General features: G+C 58.3%; 18 protein-coding genes. All 18 read right to left on the reverse strand.

What is annotated here, in order from left to right:
- Positions 1 to 5 precede the first annotated feature (5 nt).
- Positions 6 to 1022: a flagellar motor switch protein FliG gene (gene fliG / locus RYB09_RS22240; protein ID WP_002554291.1), complete on the reverse strand. Its 1017-nt coding sequence runs from the start codon at positions 1020 to 1022 to the stop codon at positions 6 to 8.
- On the reverse strand, positions 1015 to 2799 hold the full coding sequence (fliF, locus tag RYB09_RS22245; protein WP_002554292.1) for a flagellar basal-body MS-ring/collar protein FliF: 1785 nt from the start codon (positions 2797 to 2799) through the stop codon (positions 1015 to 1017). The genes fliG and fliF overlap by 8 nt, the downstream gene beginning before the upstream one ends.
- Before the next feature lie 15 nt (positions 2800 to 2814).
- Positions 2815 to 3144: a flagellar hook-basal body complex protein FliE gene (fliE, locus tag RYB09_RS22250; RefSeq protein ID WP_002554293.1), complete on the reverse strand. Its 330-nt coding sequence runs from the start codon at positions 3142 to 3144 to the stop codon at positions 2815 to 2817.
- Positions 3145 to 3387: 243 nt separating this feature from the next.
- Entirely contained in the window at positions 3388 to 4803 is a 1416-nt protein-coding gene (locus RYB09_RS22255) for a sigma-54-dependent transcriptional regulator (RefSeq protein ID WP_122258542.1), read from the reverse strand.
- Entirely contained in the window at positions 4803 to 6017 is a 1215-nt protein-coding gene (locus RYB09_RS22260; protein ID WP_058401330.1) for a sensor histidine kinase, read from the reverse strand. Before RYB09_RS22260 ends, RYB09_RS22255 begins: the two co-directional genes overlap by 1 nt.
- A 122-nt stretch (positions 6018 to 6139) precedes the next feature.
- Positions 6140 to 7615 carry a transcriptional regulator FleQ gene (gene fleQ, locus RYB09_RS22265; protein WP_002554296.1) on the reverse strand — a complete coding sequence of 492 codons (1476 nt, stop codon included), beginning with the start codon at positions 7613 to 7615 and terminating at the stop codon, positions 6140 to 6142.
- 177 nt (positions 7616 to 7792) lie between these two features.
- Entirely contained in the window at positions 7793 to 8089 is a 297-nt protein-coding gene (gene fliT / locus RYB09_RS22270) for a flagellar protein FliT (RefSeq protein ID WP_002554297.1), read from the reverse strand.
- Between the two features lie 26 nt (positions 8090 to 8115).
- Positions 8116 to 8514, reverse strand: coding sequence for a flagellar export chaperone FliS (gene fliS, locus RYB09_RS22275; RefSeq protein ID WP_058401329.1), 399 nt, complete (start codon positions 8512 to 8514; stop codon positions 8116 to 8118).
- A 125-nt stretch (positions 8515 to 8639) separates the two neighbouring features.
- Complete coding sequence (fliD, locus tag RYB09_RS22280; protein ID WP_058401328.1) at positions 8640 to 10118, reverse strand: flagellar filament capping protein FliD; 1479 nt, start codon at positions 10116 to 10118, stop codon at positions 8640 to 8642.
- Positions 10119 to 10201: 83 nt separating this feature from the next.
- Positions 10202 to 10594: a flagellar protein FlaG gene (locus RYB09_RS22285; RefSeq protein WP_002554300.1), complete on the reverse strand. Its 393-nt coding sequence runs from the start codon at positions 10592 to 10594 to the stop codon at positions 10202 to 10204.
- Positions 10595 to 10666: 72 nt separating this feature from the next.
- Complete coding sequence (locus RYB09_RS22290) at positions 10667 to 11515, reverse strand: flagellin domain-containing protein (RefSeq protein ID WP_058401327.1); 849 nt, start codon at positions 11513 to 11515, stop codon at positions 10667 to 10669.
- A gap of 327 nt (positions 11516 to 11842) precedes the next feature.
- On the reverse strand, positions 11843 to 12769 hold the full coding sequence (locus tag RYB09_RS22295) for a ketoacyl-ACP synthase III (protein WP_002554302.1): 927 nt from the start codon (positions 12767 to 12769) through the stop codon (positions 11843 to 11845).
- Positions 12770 to 13053: 284 nt separating this feature from the next.
- Positions 13054 to 15960: a glycosyltransferase gene (locus RYB09_RS22300; protein ID WP_122258544.1), complete on the reverse strand. Its 2907-nt coding sequence runs from the start codon at positions 15958 to 15960 to the stop codon at positions 13054 to 13056.
- Positions 15961 to 16101: 141 nt separating this feature from the next.
- Entirely contained in the window at positions 16102 to 19677 is a 3576-nt protein-coding gene (locus RYB09_RS22305) for a glycosyltransferase (RefSeq protein ID WP_058401324.1), read from the reverse strand.
- Between the two features lie 88 nt (positions 19678 to 19765).
- Positions 19766 to 21358: a flagellar hook-associated protein 3 gene (locus tag RYB09_RS22310; RefSeq protein WP_058408774.1), complete on the reverse strand. Its 1593-nt coding sequence runs from the start codon at positions 21356 to 21358 to the stop codon at positions 19766 to 19768.
- A 13-nt stretch (positions 21359 to 21371) separates the two neighbouring features.
- Positions 21372 to 23432, reverse strand: a complete 2061-nt coding sequence (gene flgK / locus RYB09_RS22315) for a flagellar hook-associated protein FlgK (RefSeq protein WP_122258545.1) — start codon at positions 23430 to 23432, stop codon at positions 21372 to 21374.
- An 11-nt stretch (positions 23433 to 23443) separates the two neighbouring features.
- Positions 23444 to 24688 carry a flagellar assembly peptidoglycan hydrolase FlgJ gene (gene flgJ, locus RYB09_RS22320; protein WP_316890260.1) on the reverse strand — a complete coding sequence of 415 codons (1245 nt, stop codon included), beginning with the start codon at positions 24686 to 24688 and terminating at the stop codon, positions 23444 to 23446.
- 10 nt (positions 24689 to 24698) lie between these two features.
- Positions 24699 to 25808, reverse strand: a complete 1110-nt coding sequence (locus RYB09_RS22325) for a flagellar basal body P-ring protein FlgI (RefSeq protein ID WP_316890262.1) — start codon at positions 25806 to 25808, stop codon at positions 24699 to 24701.
- Positions 25809 to 25818: the final 10 nt, after the last annotated feature.

Consider the following 25818-nt stretch of genomic DNA (forward strand, 5'->3'; position numbering starts at 1 on the left):
AATCCTTAGATCATTTCCTCGCCACCCTTGCCACCGAGTACGATCTCGCCGGCCTCGGCCATACGACGCGCAATGGTGAGGATTTCTTTCTGGGCGGTTTCCACGTCGCTGACACGCACCGGACCTTTTGCTTCCAGGTCGTCGCGCAACAGTTCGGCGGCACGCTTGGACATGTTCTTGAAGATTTTTTCCTTGATCGCCTCGTCCGAGCCCTTGAGCGCCAGTACCAGCACGTCCGAGGATACTTCGCGCAACAGCGCCTGAATACCGCGGTCGTCCACGTCGGAGAGGTTGTTGAAGACAAACATGAGGTCTTCGATCTGTACCGAAAGGTCTTCGTCGACCTCGCGGATCGAATCCATGAGCGCGCCTTCGATGGAGCTGTCGAGGAAGTTCATGATGTCGGCTGCACGCTTGATACCACCCAGGGTAGTACGCGACGTGTTGGCGTTACCGGAGAACTGCTTCTCGAGAATCTGGTTAAGCTCTTTGAGCGCTGCTGGCTGCACCGTATTGAGCGAAGAAACGCGCAGAATGATATCCAGACGGACCTTGTGATCGAAATGCCCAAGCACCTCGCCCGCCTGGTCGGCGTCAAGATAAGCCACCACGATGGCCTGAATCTGCGGGTGCTCGAAACGGATCACGTCGGCGACGGCACGCGGCTCCATCCACTTGAGGCTGTCCAGACCGCTGGTGTTGCCACCCAGCAGGATCCGGTCGATAAGGCCGTTGGCCTTGTCTTCGCCGAGTGCCTGGGTCAGCATCTTGCGGATATAGCCATCGGAACCGACACCAAGGCTGGTCTGATCGCCGACGATATCGACGAACTCGCTCATGACCTCTTCGACCTGCTCGCGATGCACGTTGCGCATCTGAGCCATCGCTACGCCCACTTTCTGGACTTCCTTGGGCCCCATGTGCCGGAGCACCTGAGCTGCGTCGGTTTCGCCAAGGGAAAGCAACAGCACTGCGGCTTTCTCGACTTTGGAGAGTTTGGCTACCATGGCTCGATCATTCATCAGTGTTAATCCACTCTTTCACGACCTGGGCCACACGACCCGGGTCTTCGGCCACCAAGCTCTTGATTGCGTTCAGCTGTGCGTCATAACCCTCGGTCGGGCTAGGCAGCAGAATACTTTGCGGGCCACCCAGGCTGACGCGGTCGTTGGACAACTCGCCATCCAGGCCGCCCATGCCACCCAGCTCGGCGTCGCCACCGAAACCGGCCAGTTCCTTGCTCTTGCCGGTGGTAATGTTGGTCAACACCGGACGCAACACGCCAAACACCAGGATGAGGATGAAGATCACACCCACCGCCTGTTTGACGATGTCCCAGAACCACGGTTGCGAGTAGAACGACGCCTCTGGCAACACTTCAGCGCGCTCGCTGGAGAATGGCACGTTGATCACGCTGACGCTGTCACCTCGGCTGGCGTCGAAACCGACGGCATCCTGCACCAGACGGGTAAAGCGAGCCAGGTCAGCAGCGCTCCACGGAGCACGAGTGACTTCGCCGTTGGCGGCGTTGGTCTTGACCATGTCATCGACTACCACCGCAACCGACAGACGAGTCAGACGGCCCTGCTGTTGCTTGGTATGGCTGATCGAACGGTCCAGCTCGAAATTCTTGGTCGACTGCACGCGCTTGTCGGCCGGGTACGGAGCCAACGCTGGCTGACCGGTCGCCGGGTCCATGATCTGTTGACCATTGGCATCCAGCAGCGGCTGGCCTGGCGCGATAGGGCCGGCAGCACCGGCCGCACCGGCAGTTGCATTCTGTGGAGCAGTTGCAGGACCTGGCGGCTGGTTGCTCAACGCCCCCGGAACGCCGCCCGTGCTTGAACTGCTGGAGCGCTGTTCGTTGACCGACTGCTCGCTGCGCAAGGCAGGCTGGTCAGGGTTGAAGCTTTCGGCGGTCGATTCGACGGCGCTGAAATCGACCACTGCCGAGACCTCAGCCTTGTAGCGATCATTGCCCAGAATCGGCTGCAGAATGTTCTGCACGCGCTGGGTCAGCATGCCTTCCATGCGACGGCTGTAGTCGAACTGCTTGCCGGCCATGGTCAGTTCGGAATTTTCCGCCTGATCTGACAGCAAAGCGCCCTTCTGGTCGACAACGGTGATCTGCGACTTGCTCAGCTCGGGAACACTGGTGGCCACCAGGTTGATAATGGCCATAACCTGGCTGGGCTCCAGCGAGCGGCCAGCATACAGCTCGACCAGTACCGAAGCGCTTGGCTTGCGGTCGTCACGGACAAACACCGAACTCTTCGGAATCGCCAGGTGCACACGGGCACCCTTGACGTTGTTCAGGGCGGAGATGGTACGTGCCAGTTCGCCTTCCAGACCACGACGATAACGCGTGGCTTCCATGAACTGACTGGTCCCCAGACCCTGATCCTTGTCGAGGATTTCGAAACCGATGTTGGCGTCGTTCTGCACCACGCCTGCCTGCGCCAGCTGGATACGCGCACGCTGCACATCATCGGACTTGACCAGCAGCGCGCCGGAATTGGGTTCGACGGTGTAGTTGATATTCGCCGCAGTCAGGGTGTCCATGATCTGCTTGCTGTCCATGCCCGCCAGGCTGCCATAAAGCGGACGATAGTCAGGCTGCTGGGACCAGAGCACCACGGCAAAGCCGATGGCCACGCTCGCGGCAAGACCGACCATGAGGCCGATCTGACGCAGCATGGTCATTTCAGAAAGGTTTTCCAGAAAAGACAAACCGAACAACGGTTTCTTATCGGAAGCGCCCGCTCTTGCTGGAACGGGATCGGCAGTTGCTTCGGCCATGACTCAGTACGTCCCTTAAACCGGCATCTGCATGATGTCTTGATAAGCTTGAACCAGCTTGTTACGCACCTGGGTCAACGCCTGAAAAGACACGCTGGCTTTCTGCGACGAAATCATGACGTCGGTCAGATCCACGCCGCTCTTGCCGATTTCAAATGCATTGGCCAGCTGACTGGAGGCCTGCTGGGTCTGCGCGACCTTGTTGACGGCCTGGCCAAGCATGTCGGCAAAGCTGCTGGCGCCGGCTTCCTGCGCGCCGGACACGGGCTTGGGTGCAGACATCGCATCCATCTGCATGGCCCGCATATCCAACATCAAGCGATTAAATTCAACACCTTGGCTCATGGACGTTTCTCTCGTAAGGCCCGCAAATTTTTGACACTGATTCAGCGGGTACAGAAGACATAGCAACAACGGTGCCAGCTAGATGGCGGCTATTTGCCACACCAAATGGGAATGCCATGTTGCCCGACATCAAATCACTCCAGACCTCCCGTATTCATGGGGGTATCCGGATATTTCCGGCTTGCGCCGTTTATACGAATATTCAGTGACCGGCGATCACAACCACCGATCAGCGGCACCGGCTCAGGTAGCGAACAGATAGGCTTCCACATCCATCCCGGCATCGCGCATCTGCGCCAGCTTGTAACGCAAGGTACGCGGGCTGATGCCCAGGCGCTCGGCAGCCTCTTTACGACGACCGCGCTCCGCACGCAGCGTGTCAATAATCATCTGAAACTCGCGACGCCTGAGGTCATCACCCAGTGCACCGACAGATTCCGCATTGCCACCTGCACCTGCATTATCAGGCGAGGATGTGACAGGCAAAGACGGCAACGCCTCCACCACCGCAGCGGATGGAAGACTTGTCACCGGCCCGGACAGACAGAAATCCTGCGCCTGTATCACCCCGCCCTGCTGCAGAATCAAGGCTCGCTGCACGGCGTTATCCAGCTCACGCACATTGCCAGGCCAGGGGTAGCTGACCAGACACTGCTGCGCCTCGGCAGAAAGACGAACCGGCGCGTGCTTCATTTTATTGACGTGCTTGGCCAGAAGCCGCTCGGCCAATGGCAGAATATCGGCAGTCCTTTGACGCAGCGCCTGCCAGGCTAGTGGAAACACCGACAGGCGATAAAACAGATCTTCACGAAAGCGCCCCGCCGCCACTTCACCCGCAAGATCGCGGTTGGTGGTGGCCACGACACGAATATCCAGAATGATCGGCTTGCGCGCACCCACGCGCTCGACTTCCCGCTCCTGCAACACACGCAACAGTTTGGCCTGCAGTCCCAGTGGCATTTCGGAAATCTCGTCAAGCAGGATTGTCCCGCCGTCAGCCTGTTCGAACTTGCCGGCCTGCGCGGCAATGGCGCCGGTAAACGAGCCCTTTTCATGACCGAACAGCGTCGCTTCCAGCATATTGTCCGGAATCGCAGCGCAGTTGATCGCAATAAAAGGCTTATCGGCACGCGGAGAATTTTGATGAATGAAACGCGCCAGCACTTCCTTGCCTGTGCCGGACTCACCGGAGATGAGCACAGTGGAGTCGCTCTTCGCCACACGGCTGGCCAGGTTCAATAACTGGATACTGGCGGGTTCAACAGCAATCGGCCCGTCGCGCTCGGCAGGCTCCAGACGACCCAGTGCATGTCGTGCAACCAATGCAATCAGGGCCTTGGGCTCGAAAGGCTTGACCAGATAATCGGCCGCGCCCTGACGCATGGCATCGACCGCGCGATCAACGGCACCGTGAGCGGTCATCAGCAATACCGGCAGTTGCGGATGCCGACTGCGCAACAGGCTCAGCAACTGATGACCGTCCATACCCGGCATGTTGACGTCGCTGACCACCAGGCTGAATGGTTGCGCCTCGGCAGCGACCAGCGCTTCTTCGGCAGAGCCGACCGCCTGGTATCCATAGCCGGCCAATTCCAGGGTTTCGCCAAGCGCCTCGCGCAGTGAACGGTCGTCCTCGACCAACAGCACGTTGATCGACATCAGTTGCTACCCAACGAGCCGGAAGACGGAATCAATGGCAGGCTGACGATTGCACAGGTGCCACGACCGACCCGCGACAGATAATGCACGCCGCCCTGATGTGCACGCGAAACGGCGGTTACCACCGCCAGACCGAGCCCGGTGCCGGTGGTCTTGGTGGTGAAAAACGGCTCGCCGATACGCGCCAGCGCAGCCTTGTCCATGCCACTGCCATTATCGCTGAAGCATATGCGCAACACATTGCCGCGGCTGTACACATGAACTTTCAGCAGTGTCCGGCCAGCACTGGCCTGGACGGCGTTTTCAATCAGGTTGAGCAACGAACCGACCAAGGTGTCGCGATTGCACAGCAACTCGCCTTCAATACTGTCGCACTGCCAACGCACCGGCACGCCTTGCACATGGGTGGCCGCAGCGTTTTGCAACGCCTGAAACAGGGCAACGGGCGTCAGGCGATCCGTCAGTGGCAACTCGCCACGAGCAAACACCAGCATGTCGCGAACCTGATGCTCGAGTTCATGCAAACGATCCTTGAGCCGTGCGGCAAAGCGCTGCTGGGTTTCCACCGGCAATTCCTGCTCGGTCAGATGACTGGCGTAGATCATGGCGGCCGACAACGGCGTACGAATCTGATGCGCCAGAGAAGCAACCATCCGACCCAGCGATGACAGCCGCTCGTGACGCGCCAATTGTTCCTGGAGACGGCGGGTTTCGGTCAAGTCATTAAGCAGCACCAACTGCCCGGGTTCAGCGTCCAGCGAGCGGGTTGCAATGGAAAGTCTGCGGCCGTCCTTGAGCGAGACTTCGTGGCCATCGTCTTCACGCGGGGCAAAACACCGACTGATGACGTGACGCCAGAGCATGCCCAGCAAGGGCTGGCCCAGCAGATCGATTGCCGCAGGATTGGCTTCACGCACTACGCCCATGCCATCAATCACGATTACGCCACCGGGGAGCAGATCAAGCAGGTTTTGCAGGCGGTTGGCCAGCCGCTCCTTTTCCGCCAGCTCTTGCAGGCGCTGGGCACCGGCATGGGCCAGTTCGCCCTTGAGTTCAGTGACACGCGCTTCGAGCAGACCATAGGAGTCAGTCAATTGCGCCGACATTTGATTGAACAGCGAGAACGCCTGCTCAAGCCCCTGACGACTTTCCAGCTCCGGGGAGTATTGAGCCTGAGCAGATAGGGCAGAAGTCAGTTGGGCGGCCTGGGACATAGTTCATCTCTCTCGTGGCGAACCGTCAGTAAACGGTGTGTTGAGAGGGACTTTGCAATCCTCGTGCCGAAAAAAAACCCCTGAAAATTCAGGGGTTTGATTTTTGGCGCTACAGACAGGCGTCAATCATCTGCCTGTTCATCACCTTCACGGCGACTCATACCGTACTTGCGCATCTTCTCGACCAGCGTGGTGCGACGAATCCGCAAACGCTCTGCAGCGCGGGCAACAATGCCGTTGGCATCGTCGAGCGCCTGCTGAATCAGGCCCTGCTCCAGGCCGCCCAGATAGTCCTTCAGATCCAGACCTTCAGGCGGCAGCATTGCGCCCGACGCGAAGTTCGGCGTGTTGCTGTTGATGGCAACGCGCTCTTCGATATCGCTGCGCATGCTGTCGACCATCTGCTCGTCTTCGTCATCGACATAGCGGAATTTCTTCGGCAGCTCGGCCACGCCGATCACGCCGTACGGGTGCATGATCGCCATGCGCTCGACCAGGTTGGCCAGCTCGCGAACGTTGCCCGGCCAGGCATGACGACACAGCGACATGATGGCGGCGGAGTTGAAACGAATCGAGCCACGCTTTTCGTGCTCCATGCGCGAAATCAGTTCGTTCATCAACAGCGGAATGTCTTCGACACGCTCGCGCAACGGTGCCATCTCGATAGGGAACACATTGAGACGGTAATAAAGGTCTTCGCGGAAGCTGCCAAGCTCGATCATGTTTTCGAGATTCTTGTGCGTCGCGGCAATGATGCGCACGTCGATGCTCTGCGTCTTGTTGCTGCCCACGCGCTCGAAAGTGCGTTCCTGCAACACGCGCAGCAACTTGACCTGCATAGGCAGCGGCATGTCACCGATTTCATCAAGGAACAGCGTACCGCCGTTGGCAAGCTCGAAACGGCCGGCACGACTGGTGATTGCCCCGGTAAACGCGCCCTTCTCATGCCCGAACAACTCGCTTTCGAGCAGCTCGGCCGGAATGGCACCGCAGTTGACCGGCACAAACGGTGCATCGCGGCGCTTGGAGTGATAGTGCAGGTTGCGCGCTACCACTTCCTTGCCAGTCCCCGACTCACCGAGAATCAAAACGCTGGCGTCAGTGTCAGCGACCTGCTGCATCATCTGCCGCACATGCTGAATCGCGCGACTGGTCCCCACCAGACTGCGGAACAGGTTCGGCTCACGATGACGCCCACGCTCGCGGGCCTGGTCGTACATCTCGCGATAGACCTGGGCACGGTGCAGGGAATCGAGCAGCTTGCTGTAGCTGGGCGGCATTTCGAGCGCGGAAAGAACCCGCCTGCGCAGGTCCTCCGGCAGCTCGACAGAAGAATTTTCGCTCATAAGCAGCACAGGAAGGAACTCATCCCATGCTGCGATGGTCTTAAGAAGCCCTTGAAGGCTGCCCGGAGCGCTTACGCTACCGACCAGCACACAAAGGACTTCTCGCGGAGATGCCAGAGAGCCGACCACCTGCTGCCAGTCCTGGCTTGAACAGGAGAGGTTTTCTTCGCCAAGAAAATTCAGGATAACCGCCAGATCCCGGCGGCGCTGGCTATCGTCATCGATTAGCAGAATCTTGATTTCACGCCACATGCAATAGCAACTTCCCTAGTCAACTCAATGCCCATGATTGGGGGGCAGCTTGGCATCTCAGCCGTATAAACCTTGAGACGCCAGAAAATAGTAAACATCACTAGTTAAGTCAAAAAAACGAACACAGTCAAATTTATGGCGAAATTCTTGTCGAACAATAAAAATGACAATTAAACATTAACCGAACAGATGGTATACCTTCGTCGCGTTCTTCGCATTCTGGATTTGAGTCATTTCATCGACGACTGCTTGACGCTCCCCGGTTGCAACATCAATCAGTTGCCTGTAGACCCCCAACAACTCCTCGAGATTGCTGCGCAGAGCCGGTTCGTCAGCAGGTGCTTCGCTGACCACCGCATCGACACATTCGCGACACGCCAGGTCAAGTTTGACGATAGCCTCCCAGTCGCGTTCGGCAAGCGCCCCCACCAGGGCTTCCCGGGTTTCTTCGATACGCTTGAGCGCAGCACTCATCTTGTTGTTCTCCTCAGGGCAGCAACTTATTGTTGTGCTTGTGCGGTACCGATAGCGTCCCAGCCTTCCTTGACGGTAATCAGCAGCCCGGCAACCTCGTCGAGCATCTTCTGATCGTTGCGCGCGTTGGCTTCGGCCAGGCGCGTCATCATGTAGTGATAGAGGCTGTCCTGCCTGACCAGCGCTTCGCTGGGCGCGTTCTCCAGGTCCAACCCTTCACGCAAACCGCCTACGATGCCGATCGCCTTGCTGATGAACACGCCTTTGTTGGCGATGTCCTTGCGTGCCATGGCACCCTTGGCTTGAGCGATACGGTCAAGGCCACCCTCCATCAACATTTGAACCAGACGGTGAGGACTGGCTTCCGAGGTCTGAGCCTGGGAGCCGATCTTCTGATACTGCCGCAACGCTAACATCGGATTCATAAAGGGGACCTCGTCGCAAATCCATAATACTGATACTCAAGCTATCGACGCATGGCGCAGAAACTTTAGCCTAAAAGCAGAAACCCGACACGGAGTCGGGTTCTGGATACTTCTGTAAAAAGAATTTAAGAAGCGTTTTTCTGCGCGTTCATCGCTTCGAAGATCGAAGTGATACTGGTAGCGGTCGCCTTGAGCTGCCCGACCACCAGGTCCATGGCGTTGTATTTCTTGGTCAGACTGGTCGTCAAGCTGGCAATACGACGATCAAGTGCGTCCTGATCACTGGCAATTCGGGTCTGGATTTTAGTCAGACTGCTGGTTTTACTGGCCAGAACACCGTCAGACTTTGTATACGGCAGAAGCGCTTTGGTCATACGCGAAACCAGACCGCCATCAACCGTACCGTCGGCATTTGTTGCGCCCGTACCGGTGAACATCGTCTGGATCTGACTGCCCAGTTTTTTGTCGTTCAGTGCTGCAGTGAATGTAACGGTGTCCAGTGACAACGTACCATTGGACTGCTGGGTCTTGATGCCCAACTGCGAAAGAGCACTGAGACCAGCACTTGAAGAGGCATTCGCCAACTGATCACGGATAGTCGCCAACAGTGCGCGCGGCGTGGCATCGCCGGTAAGCGCGGCCGCCGTGAAAACACCCTTGTCGCTGATCGAGCCCTTGGTCAGGGAAGTCACCAGGGTGGCCAGCGTGTTGTAGGAGTCCACAAAGGACTGCAGCGACGCCTTCAACCCATCGGTATTGGTCGCCACCGTAACGGTAGTGGTTGCTCCAGCCGCGCTTGGCGCGACCAGATCGAAGGTCAACCCGGAAATCGCGGTACTGACTGTATTTGTCTTGCTGGTCAGGCTCAGACCGTCAACAGTGAAAGCAGCGTCCTTGGCGGTCGCGGTAATCGCGCCAGCGCCGGGAATCGCCTTGCCGTTGGCATCGGTGCCCGTGCTGGTGTCGCTCATCAGCTTGGTGCCATCGATATTCAGCGCTTCCTGACCGGAAGCCCCCACGACCGAAATATCACTACCCTTGCCGGTGGTGGTAGAACTGAAAACCAGACGAGCACCATTGTCGTCGTTGATGATGTTGGCAGTAATGCCTTTACCCTGCAGCGACGAGTTGATCTTGTCGCGCACTTCCTGCAGCGTCGAGGTCTTGTCGATCGCGACACTGTAATCAGTGCCATTCTGAGTGATTTTCAGGGTACCACTCGGAATAGCACTTGCCTGCGTGGAATTCAGTGCGGCTGTGGCCACCTTGGAAGGCGTTGCCAGCTGGGTGATACCGATCGCGTAAGTACCGTTGACGGCCGTGTTACCGGCGGTTGCCTTGACCACCGCTTCGTTGGCAGATGTCGCAGCAAAGCCCTGAAACGCAGGCGTCGTGGAGCTGCCCAGGGTATCCAGGGTTTTCTGGAACGCAGCCAATGCCGACGTCAGCTGACTCACACCCGACAGCGATGCGGTTGTAGCGGCGGTCTGCTTGTCGATCTGATTTTGCTTGGGCGCTTTCTCCGCACCCACCAGACCTTCAACGATGGCCGTGATTGCCAGACCCGAACCCAGGCCTGTTGAAGATGTAATTGGACTTGCCATTTTGCTTCTCCCTTCAAGAATGTCGCCGGTTTTACTGCCTTTTCACAGGTCACGCAAAACGGCAACAAATACCGTACTGACAATCAGGCCTTGGCGCGGAACAACAAACTGTTCGCATCACTCAGACTATCGGCCAGCTTCAGGATTTCTGCATTGGGAATTTGTCTTACCACTTCACCCGAGTCACTGGCAATGACCTTGACGATCACTTTGCCAGAAGCTTCATCGATCGAAAACTCGAGATTGCGCTTCACCGAATGAAAAAATTTCTGGATGTCTTCTGCCGCGGCTTTGACTTTCGCCTCGTCGTGGGAGTCATCCTTGTGCAGATCCGAGCCTTTACTTTCCGCTGTAGCGGCAACACGCTCGACTGACGGCGTATCGGCAGGCTTGTCAACAGACTTGTCTGGCACTGGAGCCTGACTCGCCGGTTGGGCGGCCGGATAAGAAACGTTCAGCTTTACACTCATATCCATAACCATCACCTCCGAAAGTAAAAAAGCGAGAGAGCGCTATTACGCACTCCCCCGCTAAAACTCATGTCGCTATTACTGAAGCAGTTTCAGTACAGCGGATGGCAGCTGGTTAGCCTGAGCCAGAACAGAGGTGGAAGCCTGTTGCAGGGTCTGTTGCTTGGTCAGCTGTGCAGTTTCAGCAGCGAAGTCGGTATCTTGTACGCGACCCAGTGCAGCACTGGCGTTTTCGTTGATGTTCTGCAAGTTGGAGATGGTGCTGGTCATACGGTTTTGTGCAGCACCCAGGTCAGCACGGGTGGAGTTGATGGTCTGCAGAGCCGAGTCGATGGCGGCGATGGCTGCAGAGAAAGCTGATTCCGAAGCGGCGCTATCGGAGCCGGCGATGGTGACAGCCGAACCGACACCCAGGGTGTTGGCGTCGAAGCTTGCGCTCAGAGTCAGAGTGATCTGGTTCGAAGCGCCCGAGTTGGAACCAACCTGGAAAGTCATGGTGCTGGCGGAACCGTCAAGCAGGTTCTTGCCGTTCAGGTTGGTACTTTGAGCGATACGGGTCAGCTCGGAACTCATCGCGGTGAATTCTTTGTTCAGCGCGTCACGGTCAGTGGAGCTGTTGCTGTCGTTACGGGACTGAACAGCCAGTTCACGCATACGCTGCAGAATGTTGGTCGACTCTTGCAGAGCGCCTTCAGCGGTCTGCGCCAGGGACATACCGTCGTTGGCGTTTTTGATCGCCATAGTCTGGCCGCGGATCTGCGAAGTGATCTTGGTAGCGATTTGCAGGCCGGCAGCGTCATCTTTGGCGCTGTTGATTTTCAGACCGGAAGACAGACGAGTCATCGAGGTCGAAAGTGCGTCGGAAGCGCGACCCAGGTTCTTCTGGACGTTCAACGATGCTACGTTGGTGTTTACTGTTAAAGCCATGATGAATTCCTCGTTGGTTTGGTACTACGTGGCTTCCGGCCCCTGCAAGCGCCGGGTGTGCCTAGAGAACCTTCGTAATAGTTATCGTCGCGATGGCAGGTTGCTTGAGTGTTTTTTTTGAATATTTTGCCATCATGCCTGCAACCCTTATAAAACAAGGGTTTGAGGCGAAACCAAACCAACATGACGCGAGGAAACCCGTTGTCTGAACTTCACGTTCCAGAAAGAGCAGGCCACTGTAGAAGTTCAAAAATGTGACCAGAATCGATTATTCAAAAAAAAGCGCCCGGTGAACTAGTCACGGGCGCTGTTTTAGCCTGCGGCGATTCAGGCTTTATAGATAATCGCAGAACCCCAGGAAAGCCCCACGCCAAAACCGCTCAGCGCTACTCGATGCCACGAAGAGTTGAGTACGTGCTTTTCAATCAGCAATGGAATACTCGACGACACGGTGTTACCCGTCTCAACCATGTCCTTGAGAAACTTCTCGGGCTTGTCTTCAAAGCGGCGCGCCACGGCATCGACAATGGCAGCGCTGCCCTGGTGAATGCAGAAAGCATCGATATCGTCAGGCGTCAGGTCTGACTCTCCCAACAGTTCATGCAGGTGCGCCGGTACTTTCAGCAGCGCAAAATTGAACACCTGGCGACCGTTCATGAAAAACACGCCGTTGCTGACCTTCAAGTGCGGCGCACCCGAACCGTCGGTGCCGAATTTAGCCTTGCCCAGTTGCCAGGCAGCGTCCTCGCCCATCCAGGTCGCTGTGGCTGCATCGCCAAACAACATGGTGGTGTTGCGGTCCTGCGGGTCGACGATTTTCGAATACGGGTCAGCGGTTATCAGCAGACCGTTTTTCAGCCCTGCCGCTTCCATGAACCCCTTGATCGCGTAGATGCCATAGACATAGCCGGAACAGCCCAGCGAAATGTCGAACGCAGCGACATTGGTCGACAGACCCAGCTTGTCCTGAACGATGGCTGCGGTATGCGGCAGCCCCTCTTCGTCGCCGTTCTGGGTGACGACGATCAAAACGTCAATACTTTCGCGCTTGAGCTGCGGGTTGTTGGCAAACAGGGTATTGGCCGCTTCAACGCACAGGTCCGAGGTTTCCTGGCCAGCGTCTTTACGCGGCAGAAACGTGGAACCGATTTTCCCGAGGATGAAATCTTCATCCTTGCCGAAACTGGCACCTTGAGCGTAGTTATCCACGCCAGCAGTGGGCACGTAACTCGCTATGCTTTTAATGCCAATCATCATGGCTTCCCGATGAGTAAACAGGTCATTTTTCGTCCCGATAAGATCAGGGCGCTACCGAATAAGGGTGATTGCAGACATTTTCAGGGCGCAAGGCATGTGAAAGCAAGCCAGGCGCGTGTCGCTCCCTGTAACACAATACAGTGAAGATGCACGTTATGACCCGCAGGTCACGCCGGTTTGTACGCTTTGCGATTATTGGCGGAGGGAAAAAACAAAATGACGCCACAGCAGAAGGGAGACGATCCGGCCGTAAAACAGCCGGATCGCATGATGCATGCAGCTTAAACCGCCAGCGTGAACCCCTTGCCGTTGAGATCGAGATTGGCGTTATAAGCTTCGTCCTGGGCAAACTGCGCCGCCCACTTTCCGCTCAGCGCGCCAAGCGCTGGTTCGGGAGCATTTACCACGCCTGAATGAACCACCTGAACATGCGGGGTCCAGACGGTCAGATAGCCCGCCTGTGCAGCCTTCAGGCACAGGTCGACATCGCCCAGCGACTCGGCAAAAGCCTCTTCGTCCAGCCCGTCCAGTGAGTCGTACAACGCCTTGGCAATCATCAGGCAGGCTGATGACACGGCGGAGTAGTTCTGCTCGACCACCAGTCGCTGCATATAGCCACGTGACGTCTTCGGCTCGCCAACGAAGCCGGAACCGACACCGCCATTGAGTCCAAGAACAAGACCTGCCTGGGTAATGGTTCCTTCACGGTCCACCAGACGCACGCCGACCACGCCCACTTCCGGACGCTGCGCCTGGTTGAGCAACGACTCGATCCACCCGACATTGACGATCTGGCTTTCGGCATCCAGCAGAATCAGGTACTCGCCCTTGGCTTCCTGGCTGACCAGATTGCGCAAGGCCGCCGTGCTGACACGCTGCTCGGCGCGAAATACGCGTACCCGGCTGGACAGCTGTTGCTGCTGGTCGAGCCAGGTCGACAATTCGGCAGAGGTGCTGGCGTTATCACCGATCAGCACTTCATAGCGCTGATAGCGGGTGCGTTGCAGGATACTGTGCAGGCAACGTTGCAGTTCCGGCAGATTGTCCTGGCTGTGGAGCAGAATCGAGACCACCGGCCGATGGGCATGGCGATAATCGATCTTGTAGGTGCCGGGCAACGCCGAACTGACCTCAGCCTGATAACCACGCTGGCCCAGATGACGTGTCAGCGCCTTTTGCTCGTCCTGATTATCTTCGGGTTCGGGGGCATCGCAGATCAGCACCGGCTCGCTCAAATGAGCCAGACCGCTCATGCCGCCTTGCTCGATCAGACGCAGCAGCAGGTCGAATTCCAGCGCCTTGGGAAACTCTCGCGAATAGCCGCCCGCCTCGACCAGCAATTGGCGGCGAATCAGCCAGTGCCGAGCGGCCAGTGTCGGCACACTTTGCAGCAGATCAAGGTTGAAGCCCGGACGGAACAACGGCGCCAGGGTGCCGTTGGCTTGACGGTGAATCTCATCCACAGCTACGGCCCGGCATTGCCCGGCGTCAATCAACTCGGCACTGGCCAGCAGCAGACCGCTGCGGGTGAACTCTTCACCCGCCTGTACCAGCATCAACCAGTCGCTGGAGGCCTGTTTGACGACCTGATTGATCTTGTCGACATAATTGTTTTCGGCGACTTTGACGAAGTGCAGGGTGTCGTTCAGGCTGGTGGTTGCCGGCAGATCACCGGTGGTGAATACCACGACCTTGAACGCTCGATAATGGCTGTTGATCAGGCTGTCGAAGGTTGCCTGCAGCTTGAACACGTCGGCTTCCAGATCAAGCAGCAAAATACCGATTTGCGAACCGGCTGGCCGACGCGCCAGCTGCGTGGTGAGCTTTTTCAGTTGTGCCGGTGCCGGATCACGCGAATCGAGCCAGTCGAGCAACTTGCCGGAAGGCATGCCACGCAACAGCTGGCTGTTATCGAAAGCGGAATCAGCCTGCAGACGCTGGCCCCAGGCAACAATACGCTCAGCGCATTCGATGTCTTCCTCGTCCTCGGACTTGCCCAATTCTTCGGCCAGTCGTTGCACGACGCTGTGACTGAAGGCGTAGTGTGCATAGGCTTGCCACAGACGGCTCAAAAGCGACTCGGCGTCCGGGTTGCTCTGTACACGCAACAGCTCGGCCTGCTTGACCAGCACGGCTTCCAGCCCTTCCATCTGCACATGCCCTGCCGGCAATAGATGGATCAGAAACTCGATTCGCGCCAGTTCGTCGAACAACGGCTGGTTATAGAACGGCAGTTCAACGAACTGGCGAGGCTCGAACTGCGCGTCCACCTCTGCCAGAGCAACGTTCCACACAGAGCTGATGATTTTTTCGCCGCCCTGATACGGCTGGGTTTCCAGGCATTCAGCCATTGCTGCGAGGCCGGCCAGTATGTGCTGCTCGCCCTGCTCACCTGCCAAGCCACTGGCGGCGCCCAGAGACGAGACCAGCAGACGCGCAAGCGTTTCGCGCTCGGCTTTGGCCTTGGGATCGATGTGCTTGACTGCGCCTGCGATGGCGGCACCGTAGCGATGCTCTGCCTCCTTGCCGGCATTGACGTGCAACGCGTAGGGGATGGGCAGGATGCGCAATGCGGCGGCCGCAACCAGAAAGGTCATATGGCCGATTTCCTGCCAGTGCAGCTCGGTGCCCTCAGGCACTGAAGTGAACCACTGACGCGCCAGCCCGGTCCGGGTCACGGCATTGAGCAGCGACAGGCTTTGCCCCATGAAGCCCAGAAGCCGCTCACCGGCCTGATCAGACGCGTAGTCCTCATGAACCTTACGGTCGCGGCGGAAATAATCCACATGATCGACGTAGGCCTGGTAACCCAGGCTGTAGCCCTGGCAAGCGCCGTAACGCTCGTTGCTTTCAAGGAAACTCACGGCCTCGGTCAGTGCGTCAGGCAGCAGGAAACTGTCGACCTGCGCGTACACCACAAAGGGCGTGGACACCTGCTTGAGGCCTTCTGCAATTCTGGCGCTGAGCCCGGTTTCACTGAGGGCGGCGTTGTGGATGTACTGCAGCCCGGCACGCTCCGCAACCTGCGCGTCGGGCGCAGGCGAGGCATCGACCACAATCACATTGCACGGATAACTGCTGTAGTACTTCAGCGCACGACGCAGGAAATCCGGCTGATTCTCGGCGAGCAACAGCAGGGTCAAACGCTGGCTCAACGGTGTGGTTTCATTTCCAGAATGGCTTTGCATGAGCTTTCCTTGATAGCGTGCCGATGGCGTCTCTAATCCTGGTGACCAGAAGCAACCCTGATAACCAAAAGACCCGGTCAACGCAAGAGCAAACAACACAGCTCCAGCCATCAGTGGCTGGAGCGCATCAAACAGGTCGGGTCAGTCGGGCAACCAGCCGTTAGCCCAATATTGCAGGTTTTCTCCACGCAACATGAAATCGCGCAAGACGGTTTCGCGCAATTCGTCGCCCATACGATAGCTCGCATTGGGGTCTGACAGGTGCATGCGAATCGCCTGCAACCATTCTTCGGAGCTGTTGGTGTAGACCCGCGTAGCCGGCAAATGGCCGCGGTACGCCTCGGTGTCCGAACAGATGACCGGGTAGCCGCACGCACCGTACTCCAGCAGACGCAGATTGCTCTTGCAGTCATTGAAGATATGGAATTCCAGCGGTGCCAGGGCCAGATCAAGGTTCAGGCTGGCCAGTTTGGCCGGGTAGGTTTGCAGGCTTACAGCTGTGTGATACTCATGAATGTAAGGCTTGAGCAAGTCCGGGCACATGCCGAAGAACACCCATTCGACTTCATCGGCCAGTTCACGCACGACATCGACAATCAATTCCAGGTCGCCGCGATGACTGGTCCCGCCGCCCCAGCCGATCCGCGGCTTGCCGGAGGTGCGGCGCTGGCTTTTGAGGCTGCTCCACAAGTGCGTCGCCAACATGTTCGGCACGACACGAATGTCGCTGTGCATGCTCGACAGCACCTGAGCCAGCGGCTGGGTAGACACCACCACGCGGTCGCACAGGCCTATGCCCTTGCGCAGCATCTCGGCAATGTTGTCGGGCATGCTGCGCCGGTGCTCGTTCCGCTCGGGCACATCAATGATGTAGTCATCCAGTTCAAAAATGCGCATGGCACTGGAGTAGTTTTTGGCCAGAACGATATCTTTGATCTTGGGTTCGGAATAACGCCCTTGAAAAACGATGACGTCCGGACGCTGGCGCTCGATCTCGACAGGCGTAGTCGACTCATAGGACATTCGGCCAACCACTCGCCCGGCCGCTATCAGCTCAAGCAACGGTTGGCTGACACGGTAATGACCCACTGCCGACGAGTTGACCAGCATGCCCAGAATCGACGGCAGATGGCGGGTGCAGAACGGCTCCCAGCCCACTTGCAGACCTGGGTCAAGATCGAAAGCCTGCACTTCACTGAGGTGAAGATTGGGGTTATAGGCCGGGTCGCGAGCCATTTTTGGCAGCCATTTTTCAAAGAACGATTGCTGCTCGTTATCCAGCGCCTGACGAGACGTTTCAGAGCGCTCGGCGGCGGCAGGCTCGGCCAATACCAGTGACGAATCGGGTGTGCCGACAATCAGGTAGCCGTCACGCCCGACCCGCATGCACAGGTCCAGATCCTGCAGCCCTTGGGTGAAGGTTGCAGCCTCCATGCCGCCTGCCTGGTCGAAAACTTCCTTGCGGACCATCAGGCAATTGCCACTGACCGCGCTCCAGTTCTGCGTCAACTGCAGACGCTGCATGTAGCTGCTTGAGCCTGCCGGATAATTGATGAAGGGCCGCCCCGCCAGCCCGTCCATGCCCATCACCATCCCTGCGTACAGAATATTGCCCTGCGGGGTGAGGATTCGTGGCCCGACGATGCCCACCTCGGGACGCTGGGCATGGTTGAGCAGACTTTGCAGCCAGTCAGCCTGATGCAGCACAGCATGCGGGCTGAGCATGAGCAGATAATCGCCGTTGGCGTGCCGCGCGGCGAGGTTCTGAGCACTGGCTTCGCTGCCGGGCTCGGTCAGCGCATAAATGCGCAGCTTGTCGCTGCCCAGCTCACTCATCGCGGCAAACCAGGCGCGGGTATCGGCGCTCTCGCTGGCGTTGTCGACGATCAGCACTTCAAAATAAGGGTAAGTCGTGTTGCTGAGCAGGCTTTCTACACACCGCTCCAAGGCTGCCAGTTGATCCCGGGTGGTAATGATCACCGATACCAGCGGGGTTGTAGCATGCCGGTATTCGATCCGGTTCAGCAGTGGCAGCTGATCATGGTGGATGACGTGCTCTCGGCCAATGCGCGAAAGATGGGCCGATACGACCGACTCGTTATGCTCGATCACCTGAGGCAGCGAAAGCCATTCAGCGTAGGTCAGGGTCGATTCAACCTGAACCTCGGCGATGTGTTCGACAGACTGAGGCCCGACGCCTTCCACCAGACGCCAGATGAAATCGTGCGGTGCCAGTTCGCCGTGCACAGGGTCGAAGCCGCCTGTGTCCAGCAGATTGCGGCGCTGGAACGCCAGCGTGCGGCCAACATAAGGATAGGCCCGCATCAGGTCCAGGTTGAAATCAGGCTTGAAGATCGGCTCGCTGGATTTCCCATCGACCAGAGCGCCTTCATCGCTGTAAACGCACAACAGGCCCTCGCTTTGCGCGACTCGTTCTGCCAGCACCAGCAGTGACGGCTGAGTCAGCCGGTCCCCGGCACGCAGCAGATAAACCCAGTCGGCGTTCTCCAGCAGCGGCAGCACTTCGTTCAGTTGGCGCGCCCAATCCGGCTGCAACGAGAAGCGCAGCACCTGCGGATCGTCAACATCGGCATTGGTCAACACAACCACTGAATCAGCGGCGTAATCCTGCTCGGCAATGCTGCGCAGGGTGATGTCCAGCCCTTCGGCATCGCCAAACGGGTCAACGACCACCGGAACGATGCGCGGCTGCCACGTCCAGTGTCCGATGCGTTTCTCGATCAGTTTTCTCTGCGGGGCGGTAAATTGCCGACACGACAGCCACTCGGTGTAAAGCTCGGCGTAGGTTTCGCTCTTGCTGCCCACCCGGCTGTGCATGACACCCTGACGGCTGGCCATTATCCCGTAAAGGCCGACCTCGTCCCACTCACGGGGCTGTTCCAGCGCCTTGCGCAAGGGCAAAAAGCGCACCCAGCCCTGGGCCGGGGCCTGCTCACCGCTACGTGCCTTGAGCATTTCGTTCAGCCAGCCCCATTCAGTGGCGGCCTTTTGAATCACGTCGGGCTGGCCGCTGAAACGATCCGGGTGTCGGCGCTCGACGTTTTGAATAGTGTGCAGCGCCACCAGGTTGCCACGGCGCAACAGGCATATGAACAGCGCAAAATCCAGCAGTGCGATAAACCCCTGTCCCGACTGGGCAATCGAAGGCAGGTACTCCATAACATCGGCACGGCGCATCAGAGCAGCACTGAACCCGCCCAGATAATTGCGTGGCGTACGCTCGAAAATCGCCAGCATGTCCTCGCCTTTGAACACGGCGTCGTAGGGCACGAGCCCGACGTTTTCCAGACGGGGTGGCAATACGTAGTCATCGATGTCGACCAGATGTCGTCGGCCAACGACCAGACTCACGTCTTCATAGGCATCCAGAACGCCTGCCTGGTTAGCGATGAAGTACGGAAAGAGGCGGTCGTCGTCACACAGAAACTTGATGTATTCGCCGCGTGATTCTTCAAGGCACTTCAGCAGGTTGCCCTGAAACCCCAGCCGCTGCGGGTTGCGCACGTAACGCGCGAGGTTGCCGGATGCGGGCACCAGTTCGTCGAAAACGGCCTTGATTTCATCGGTGCGGCAATCGTCGCAGACAATGATTTCCAGGTTGTCGTAAACCTGATTCAAGGCACTTTGTAGCGCGGCGCGGAAGAACCGGGGATTGAGGGCGGGAATGACGATACTGACGAGGGGGACTGAATTCACTATTGCAGACTCGCGAGCGGCGGGAAGCTACCGGTCAAGTAACCTCCCTCACCGCTGAAATAAAGACGGCGGATGCTCAATGCCAGGGTTACAGCTGGCTGAACAGGTTCAGCTTGGACAACTGGACAAATACCTGCTGAGAGGCATCCAGCATGGTCTTCTGCAGCGTCAACCGGGTGGTGGCCTCAACGATATCGGCGTTGACGTAGGTGCCTTGCTCAACCGTGTTGTTACCCTTCAGCAACTCGTTGGTCGTGCCTTGCGCCGTCGCCGCCAATTGGCGTGCGCCGCCGGCGGAGCGCGCCGTGGACGCCTGGTCGATGCTGCTGGCAATGTTGCCAAGCGCCGAGCCCAATGCGGCATCAAGCTTTTGCGAGGCAACCAGATTGCCGTCAGTGGGTGTCGACAACGCCTTGATCGCCGCTGTCAGCGTATTGAGGATGTTCTCGGTCTGGTGCGTGCCGGACTCCACGACAAACTGATCACCGGCTGCTGGCGTGCCGCTGACCGTAAAATTGACGCCCGACGCATTGGCCGTCGAACCGGTCAACGTGCCACTCGACACCGGCTTGCTGCTGCTGGTGACAGGCGACGCATACAGGTCGTAGGCAGTGGCGCTGGTGAACTTGAGAATCGCACCATTGGGCGGAAAAGTGTTGTTGAACGCCGTGCGGTCAGCCGTGGTGTTGCCCACTGCCGAACTGCTGATAGTGGCGGCCGATGTGTTACCCGGGCTGCGCGAGGTCGAGACCGTGTCTGGCGTCGAGGCCAGTTCATAGCTGCGATTGGTCAGTGCAGTAGCGGCCGTTGCAGGCGTGGCAGATTCGGCGGCTGACAGGTTGATGTTCATGGTCAGCTCTACACCGCGGAAGGTGAAGGTCTGATCAGCGAACGAGCCATAGCTGAATTTACCGGCAGTTGACGCATCGGTCGTGACATCGGTGCCGCTGGCATCGGTAATCTTGAACTGCGTGCCACTGAGGAACGTCATGGTGTACGGTTCGCCAGCCTGATAGCCCGAGTTGTAGGCGCTGGTGGACGTCACCTGACCGCCAGTCAGGCCGACCTTGCCGTCGTCGGTCGCAGGCGAAAGCAGCGTCGACGACGTACGGGTAGTGTTGACGGCTTGCTCGAACGCTTCATAGCCTGTGGTGTTGCTCGGCAAAACCAGGCCATCACCAATCGCCAGATTGACGCTGGTCTGGTCCCCGCTGTAGCTGTAAGTGCCATCGGCATTCTGCGCGTACGGCGGCGCCGAAGACTTGGACCCGGCAAAAATATACTGGCCGTTGGAGTCCTGGCTGTTCATCAAGCCGAGAAGCTGGCTCTGATACTGCTTGAGTTCAGCAGCCTTGGCCAGGCGGTCGGAATCGGTGTAGGCACCGTTGCCTGCCGACACGATCACTTCACGGGCTGTCTGCATCGTATCGACGATGCTGGTCAGCGCGGTCTCGGAATTGACGATGTTGGTATTGATCGTGCCGATGTTCGACGCGTACTGGGTCAGCATTGAGTTCTGCTGAGCCAGTTGCAGGACACGTGCAGCGCCTACCGGATCATCGCTGGCGGTATTGAGTTTGATGCCGCTGGAGACCTCTTCACTGGTCTTGAGCACATTCGAATACGTACGCTGATAATTGGTGTTGGTGGATTCGTAGAACTGGGTAGTTGAGATCCGCATGGTTCACGACTCCTTAAAGGCTGTTGATCAGCGTGCTGAAAATGGTTTGGGCCGCCTTGATGATCTGCGAAGAGGCCGTGTAGTACTGCTGATACTTGATCAGGTTGGCCGCTTCTTCATCGAGCGACACGCCCGAGACCGAATCACGCGCGGACTTGGCCTGTGCAACGACGGCAGCGCTGGCGGTGACATCGCTCTTGCCCTGCCCTGCCAATGTACCGACGACCGAGACCAGATCGGAGTAAGCGCCGGACAGGCTGGTGCCCACGCCGCCGTTGGTGACGCCGACGGTCTTGGCCGTCTGCAACCCCACCACAGCCAGCGCATTGCGGTTATCCGAAGAGCCGGCACCGGTCAGGCCGATGCTGAACGTGTCATTGACCAATGGCGAACCGGACAGGGTCATCTGCACTTCGAACGCGGTCTTGCCTGCCGGGGTAGTGGTGTTATCGGTGTAACCGATGCTCAGCTTTACAGCGTTGCTCTGACCCTGAATGATCGTGCCACTCACCGCGCTGCCATTCTGGTCAAGCACGGGCGCACCGCTGGCATTGATCAGCGTGTAGCTTTGCACACCGGTACTGCTGACCGCACCCATCACCAGCTTCATCGGCGCGGAGTCTTTGATCGCGTTACGCAGGTCGGAGGTCTGAACGCTGTCGTAGATGTCAGATTTGGTATTGAGCACTGGCTGCGTGAAGCCGCCTGTACCCGAGTTGCTGGACCCGGCAGTCGCGGTCAATGGTGCGGCGGCTGCAATGTCCTTGGGATCGGTCAACACCACCGAGATGCCCGAGGCACCGTTGCGTGTCGGAGTAACCTTGAAAACGTCGCCAGCAGCCAGCGCATTGCCATTGAGGCTGACACTGAAGCCGTCGAACTGTTTGGGCGGGTTGTCAGTCAGCGCACCGGTGCCGACGCTTTCGCCGTTGGGCAGGCGACGAACCGTGAAGTTGGAGGCGTCGCTGAAGGTGACTTCGTAATCGTCGGCGGTCAGTTTGCTGGTATCGCCAATGCTCACGTCCAGGTTGCCGGAACCGGCGCTGTTGGTGGTCTTGCCGGTACTGCGCTGCGAAATGGCGTCGGCACTGTTGATGTTGGAATACAGGCTGGAACCGAAGTTGCCTTTGCTGTCGATGCCCTGACTCATCTGGCTGTTGACCTGATCGGCCAGCACCATCGCGGCACGGCCCAGCTCATTGGTCGCAGGCACCAGCACATCGGAGCGATAGCGCAGCAGACCGCCAATCGAGCCACCGCTGATCACCGAGGTGACGTCAGTCTTGGTCTGGCCGTAAGCGATTTGTACGTTGTACTGCAGAGGATCGGCAGGGCTCGGGGTCGCCGACATAGTGTACGACGTGCCACCGCTGACCAGCGATTGGCCCGTACCGGTGTAGATATCGTAGTTGCCGTTGTTCTCGATTACCTTGACACCCACCAGCCCGTTGAGCTGGCGCACAGTCTCATTGCGCGAGTCGAGCAGCGAGTTGGGCGTGGTGTTGCCAGCCCCTGCCTGAGTGATCTGTTTGTTCAGGCTTGCCAGGGTCGTGGTCAGCTCGTTGACCTGTTTGGTGAAGGTGGTGAGCTGGGCATTGACGTTGTCATTCTGCGATGACAACTGCGAAGCGACCGAATTGAAGCGCGAGCTCAACGCAGAAGCCTGAGTCAGGAATGCCGAACGGTCCGAGGACTGCGTAGCGTTGGTGGCAATGCCCTGCATCTTGGTGAAAAAGTCAGCCAGCTGCGTGGACACGCCAGTCGCGCTGTCGGACAGCAGCGTATCGGTCTTGCTGGCCTGGCCGGAGTACGCAACCGCGTCGGCGCTCAGGGCAGTACTGGTTTGCAATTGGGCATCAAGGTAGCTGTTGTAGATACGACGCACGTCGGACAGCGTCGTACCGGTGCCGATGTAGCCGACACCCAGGCCGATATTGATCTGTGCCGAAGCCGTGGTCATTACCTGCTGACGCGAGTAACCGGCGGTATCCACGTTGGCCGTGTTGTTACCGATGGTGTTGATCGCGGCACTGCTGGCATTGATACCTGAGAGCCCAATTGAAATCAGCGACATGATTCAAAACCTTATAAAGTCGTGGAAGAGCCCGATGCAGCAGCGTAAGTCTGGTAACTCTTCATCTGCTTCGCGATCTGCGAAATCTTGCTGGCGTAGGCTGGGTCAGTTGCATACCCGGCCTTCTGCAATTCTTTTACAAACTGTTCCGGTTTATCGGCCGAATTGACCACTTCTTTATACCGATTGTTGTTCTGCAACAGGCTGACCAGATCGTGGAAGCTGTCGGCGTAGGAATCGTAGGAACGGAAGTCTGCGGTTTCCTTGACCATCTTGCCGTCACGGAACTCACTGGTAATAGCGCGCGCTTCAGCGCCTTTCCAGCTACCCGCCGCCTTGATGCCGAACAGGTTGTGACTGCTGCTGCCATCCTGCTGACGCATGATCGACTTGCCCCAGCCGGTTTCCAGCGCAGCCTGCGCCACCAGCATCACCGGATCGACGCCGATGCGTGCGGCCGCTTCCTTGGCGAGCGGCAACATCGTTTCGACAAACTGGTCAGCACTGCTGAATGCGCGCTTGGCCGGTGCCAGCGGTGGCTGGGCCATGGAACGCACGTACTCAGGCGCGGGTGCCAGGTTGGGGTCGAGTGTCCAGTCACCATTGGAGCCGTCGCTGCTGGCGGTTGCGCGAGCAGGTACAGGGCTGTTGCTCACGGCTGCGGTGGCGGAAGGCACGATGCCGGCCAGCAATCGGTCGGTGAGTTTGGTTGGCAACGACAGACGACGCGAGTTGAGCGCCGCCATGTCATTGCGTCCATCACCGGATGCAGAAACTGCGGCAGCCGTCTGATCTGCCGCCGCCGAGCGCGTGGCCCACAGCGGACGCTGATAGACACTGGTCGCCAGCCCGGTTTTGGCCGGGGTCGTATCGCCAGTCGTTGCAGGCGTGGCTGTCGTATCGGTCGGCGCTGCGTGCTGAATACCCTTGTCCTTGGACAGCTGACGCATCAGCACGTCCTGCAAACCGATGCCGTTGCCACGGGTGGACAGGGTGACCGCCAATTGCTGGTCATACATGTCCTGATACTGCCGCGTCGCCGGGGTGTTCATCGGGTTGTCCTTGGCCAGCACTTCGTTGGCCGAACGCATGGCCTTGAGCATCTGACTGACGAACAGCGACTCGAACTCCTGAGCAACCTTCTTCTGGTTGGCCACGCTGTCCTTGTCGCCATGCTTCAACGCTGCCAGACGGTTGACGTCGGTGTAGGCACCGGAGTCGACCGCTGACGAAATTCCGCTCTTGGGCATGTCCATTATCGAGTCCTCAGATAACGATCAGGTCGGCTTGCAACGCACCGGCCTGCTTAAGGGCTTCGAGGATGGCCATCAGGTCACCGGGCGCAGCGCCCACCTGATTGACCGCACGAACAATCTCGTCCAGCGTGGTGCCTGGGCCGAATTTGAACATCGGGTGCAGCTCCTGCTGGGCATTGACCCGCGAACGCGGCACGACCGCTGTCTGGCCACCGGACAATGCGCCCGGCTGGCTTACAATCGGGTCTTCGGTGATGGTCACGGTCAGGCTGCCGTGCGTTACCGCAGCAGGCGAAACCCTGACGTTCTGACCGATCACGATAGTGCCGGTCCGCGAATTGATGATGACCTTGGCAGCGGTCTGGCCTGGATCAACTTCCAGGTTCTCCAGAATCGACAGATAGTCGACACGCTGGCCCGGATCAAGCGGCGCGGTCACACGTACCGAGCCGCCGTCCAGCGCCTGAGCAACACCAGGGCCGAGCAGCTCATTGATCTTGTCCACAATCCGCTTGGCAGTGGTGAAGTCGGACCGGTTCAGGTTGAGGGTCAGGGTATTACCCTGATTGAAGCCGCTCGGCACCGAGCGCTCGACCGAAGCACCACCGGGAATACGGCCCGACGACGGAACGTTGACAGTGATTTTCGAGCCGTCACGGCCTTCCGCATCAAAACCGCCGACCACCAGGTTGCCCTGTGCAATGGCGTAGACATTACCGTCGGCACCCTTCATTGGCGTCATCAACAGCGCACCGCCGCGCAGGCTCTTCGAGTTACCGATCGAGGAAACGGTGATATCGACCGTCTGACCCGGTTTGGCAAACGCTGGCAGATCCGCGTACACAGCAACTGCTGCAACGTTTTTCAACTGCACAGTGCCGGAACCGGACGGCACCTTGATGCCGAACTGCGACAGCATGTTGTTGAACGTCTGCAGGGTGAACGGGGTCTGGGTGGTCTGGTCGCCCGTACCGTTGAGACCCACGACCAGACCGTAACCGATCAACTGGTTGGCCCGCACGCCGGAGATGCTTGCGATGTCCTTCAAACGCTCGGCGTGAACGCCGAACGCTGTGGACAACAACAAGGTCGCCGCTATCAGTTGCTTGAGCTTGATCATGTCTATCCCG

This window comes from Pseudomonas syringae group sp. J254-4, assembly GCF_032586855.1.
GTDB classification, from domain to species: domain Bacteria; phylum Pseudomonadota; class Gammaproteobacteria; order Pseudomonadales; family Pseudomonadaceae; genus Aquipseudomonas; species Aquipseudomonas amygdali.

Bases quoted from the DNA above. Each gene is read 5' to 3' on its own strand.
- fliG (WP_002554291.1), bottom strand. From the start codon at position 1,022: ATGAATGATCGAGCCATGGTAGCCAAACTCTCCAAAGTCGAGAAAGCC.
- fliF (WP_002554292.1), bottom strand. From the start codon at position 2,799: ATGGCCGAAGCAACTGCCGATCCCGTTCCAGCAAGAGCGGGCGCTTCC.
- fliE (WP_002554293.1), bottom strand. From the start codon at position 3,144: ATGAGCCAAGGTGTTGAATTTAATCGCTTGATGTTGGATATGCGGGCC.
- RYB09_RS22255 (WP_122258542.1), bottom strand. From the start codon at position 4,803: ATGTCGATCAACGTGCTGTTGGTCGAGGACGACCGTTCACTGCGCGAG.
- RYB09_RS22260 (WP_058401330.1), bottom strand. From the start codon at position 6,017: ATGTCCCAGGCCGCCCAACTGACTTCTGCCCTATCTGCTCAGGCTCAA.
- fleQ (WP_002554296.1), bottom strand. From the start codon at position 7,615: ATGTGGCGTGAAATCAAGATTCTGCTAATCGATGACGATAGCCAGCGC.
- fliT (WP_002554297.1), bottom strand. From the start codon at position 8,089: ATGAGTGCTGCGCTCAAGCGTATCGAAGAAACCCGGGAAGCCCTGGTG.
- fliS (WP_058401329.1), bottom strand. From the start codon at position 8,514: ATGAATCCGATGTTAGCGTTGCGGCAGTATCAGAAGATCGGCTCCCAG.
- fliD (WP_058401328.1), bottom strand. From the start codon at position 10,118: ATGGCAAGTCCAATTACATCTTCAACAGGCCTGGGTTCGGGTCTGGCA.
- RYB09_RS22285 (WP_002554300.1), bottom strand. From the start codon at position 10,594: ATGGATATGAGTGTAAAGCTGAACGTTTCTTATCCGGCCGCCCAACCG.
- RYB09_RS22290 (WP_058401327.1), bottom strand. From the start codon at position 11,515: ATGGCTTTAACAGTAAACACCAACGTAGCATCGTTGAACGTCCAGAAG.
- RYB09_RS22295 (WP_002554302.1), bottom strand. From the start codon at position 12,769: ATGATTGGCATTAAAAGCATAGCGAGTTACGTGCCCACTGCTGGCGTG.
- RYB09_RS22300 (WP_122258544.1), bottom strand. From the start codon at position 15,960: ATGCAAAGCCATTCTGGAAATGAAACCACACCGTTGAGCCAGCGTTTG.
- RYB09_RS22310 (WP_058408774.1), bottom strand. From the start codon at position 21,358: ATGCGGATCTCAACTACCCAGTTCTACGAATCCACCAACACCAATTAT.
- flgK (WP_122258545.1), bottom strand. From the start codon at position 23,432: ATGTCGCTGATTTCAATTGGGCTCTCAGGTATCAATGCCAGCAGTGCC.
- flgJ (WP_316890260.1), bottom strand. From the start codon at position 24,688: ATGGACATGCCCAAGAGCGGAATTTCGTCAGCGGTCGACTCCGGTGCC.
- RYB09_RS22325 (WP_316890262.1), bottom strand. From the start codon at position 25,808: ATGATCAAGCTCAAGCAACTGATAGCGGCGACCTTGTTGTTGTCCACA.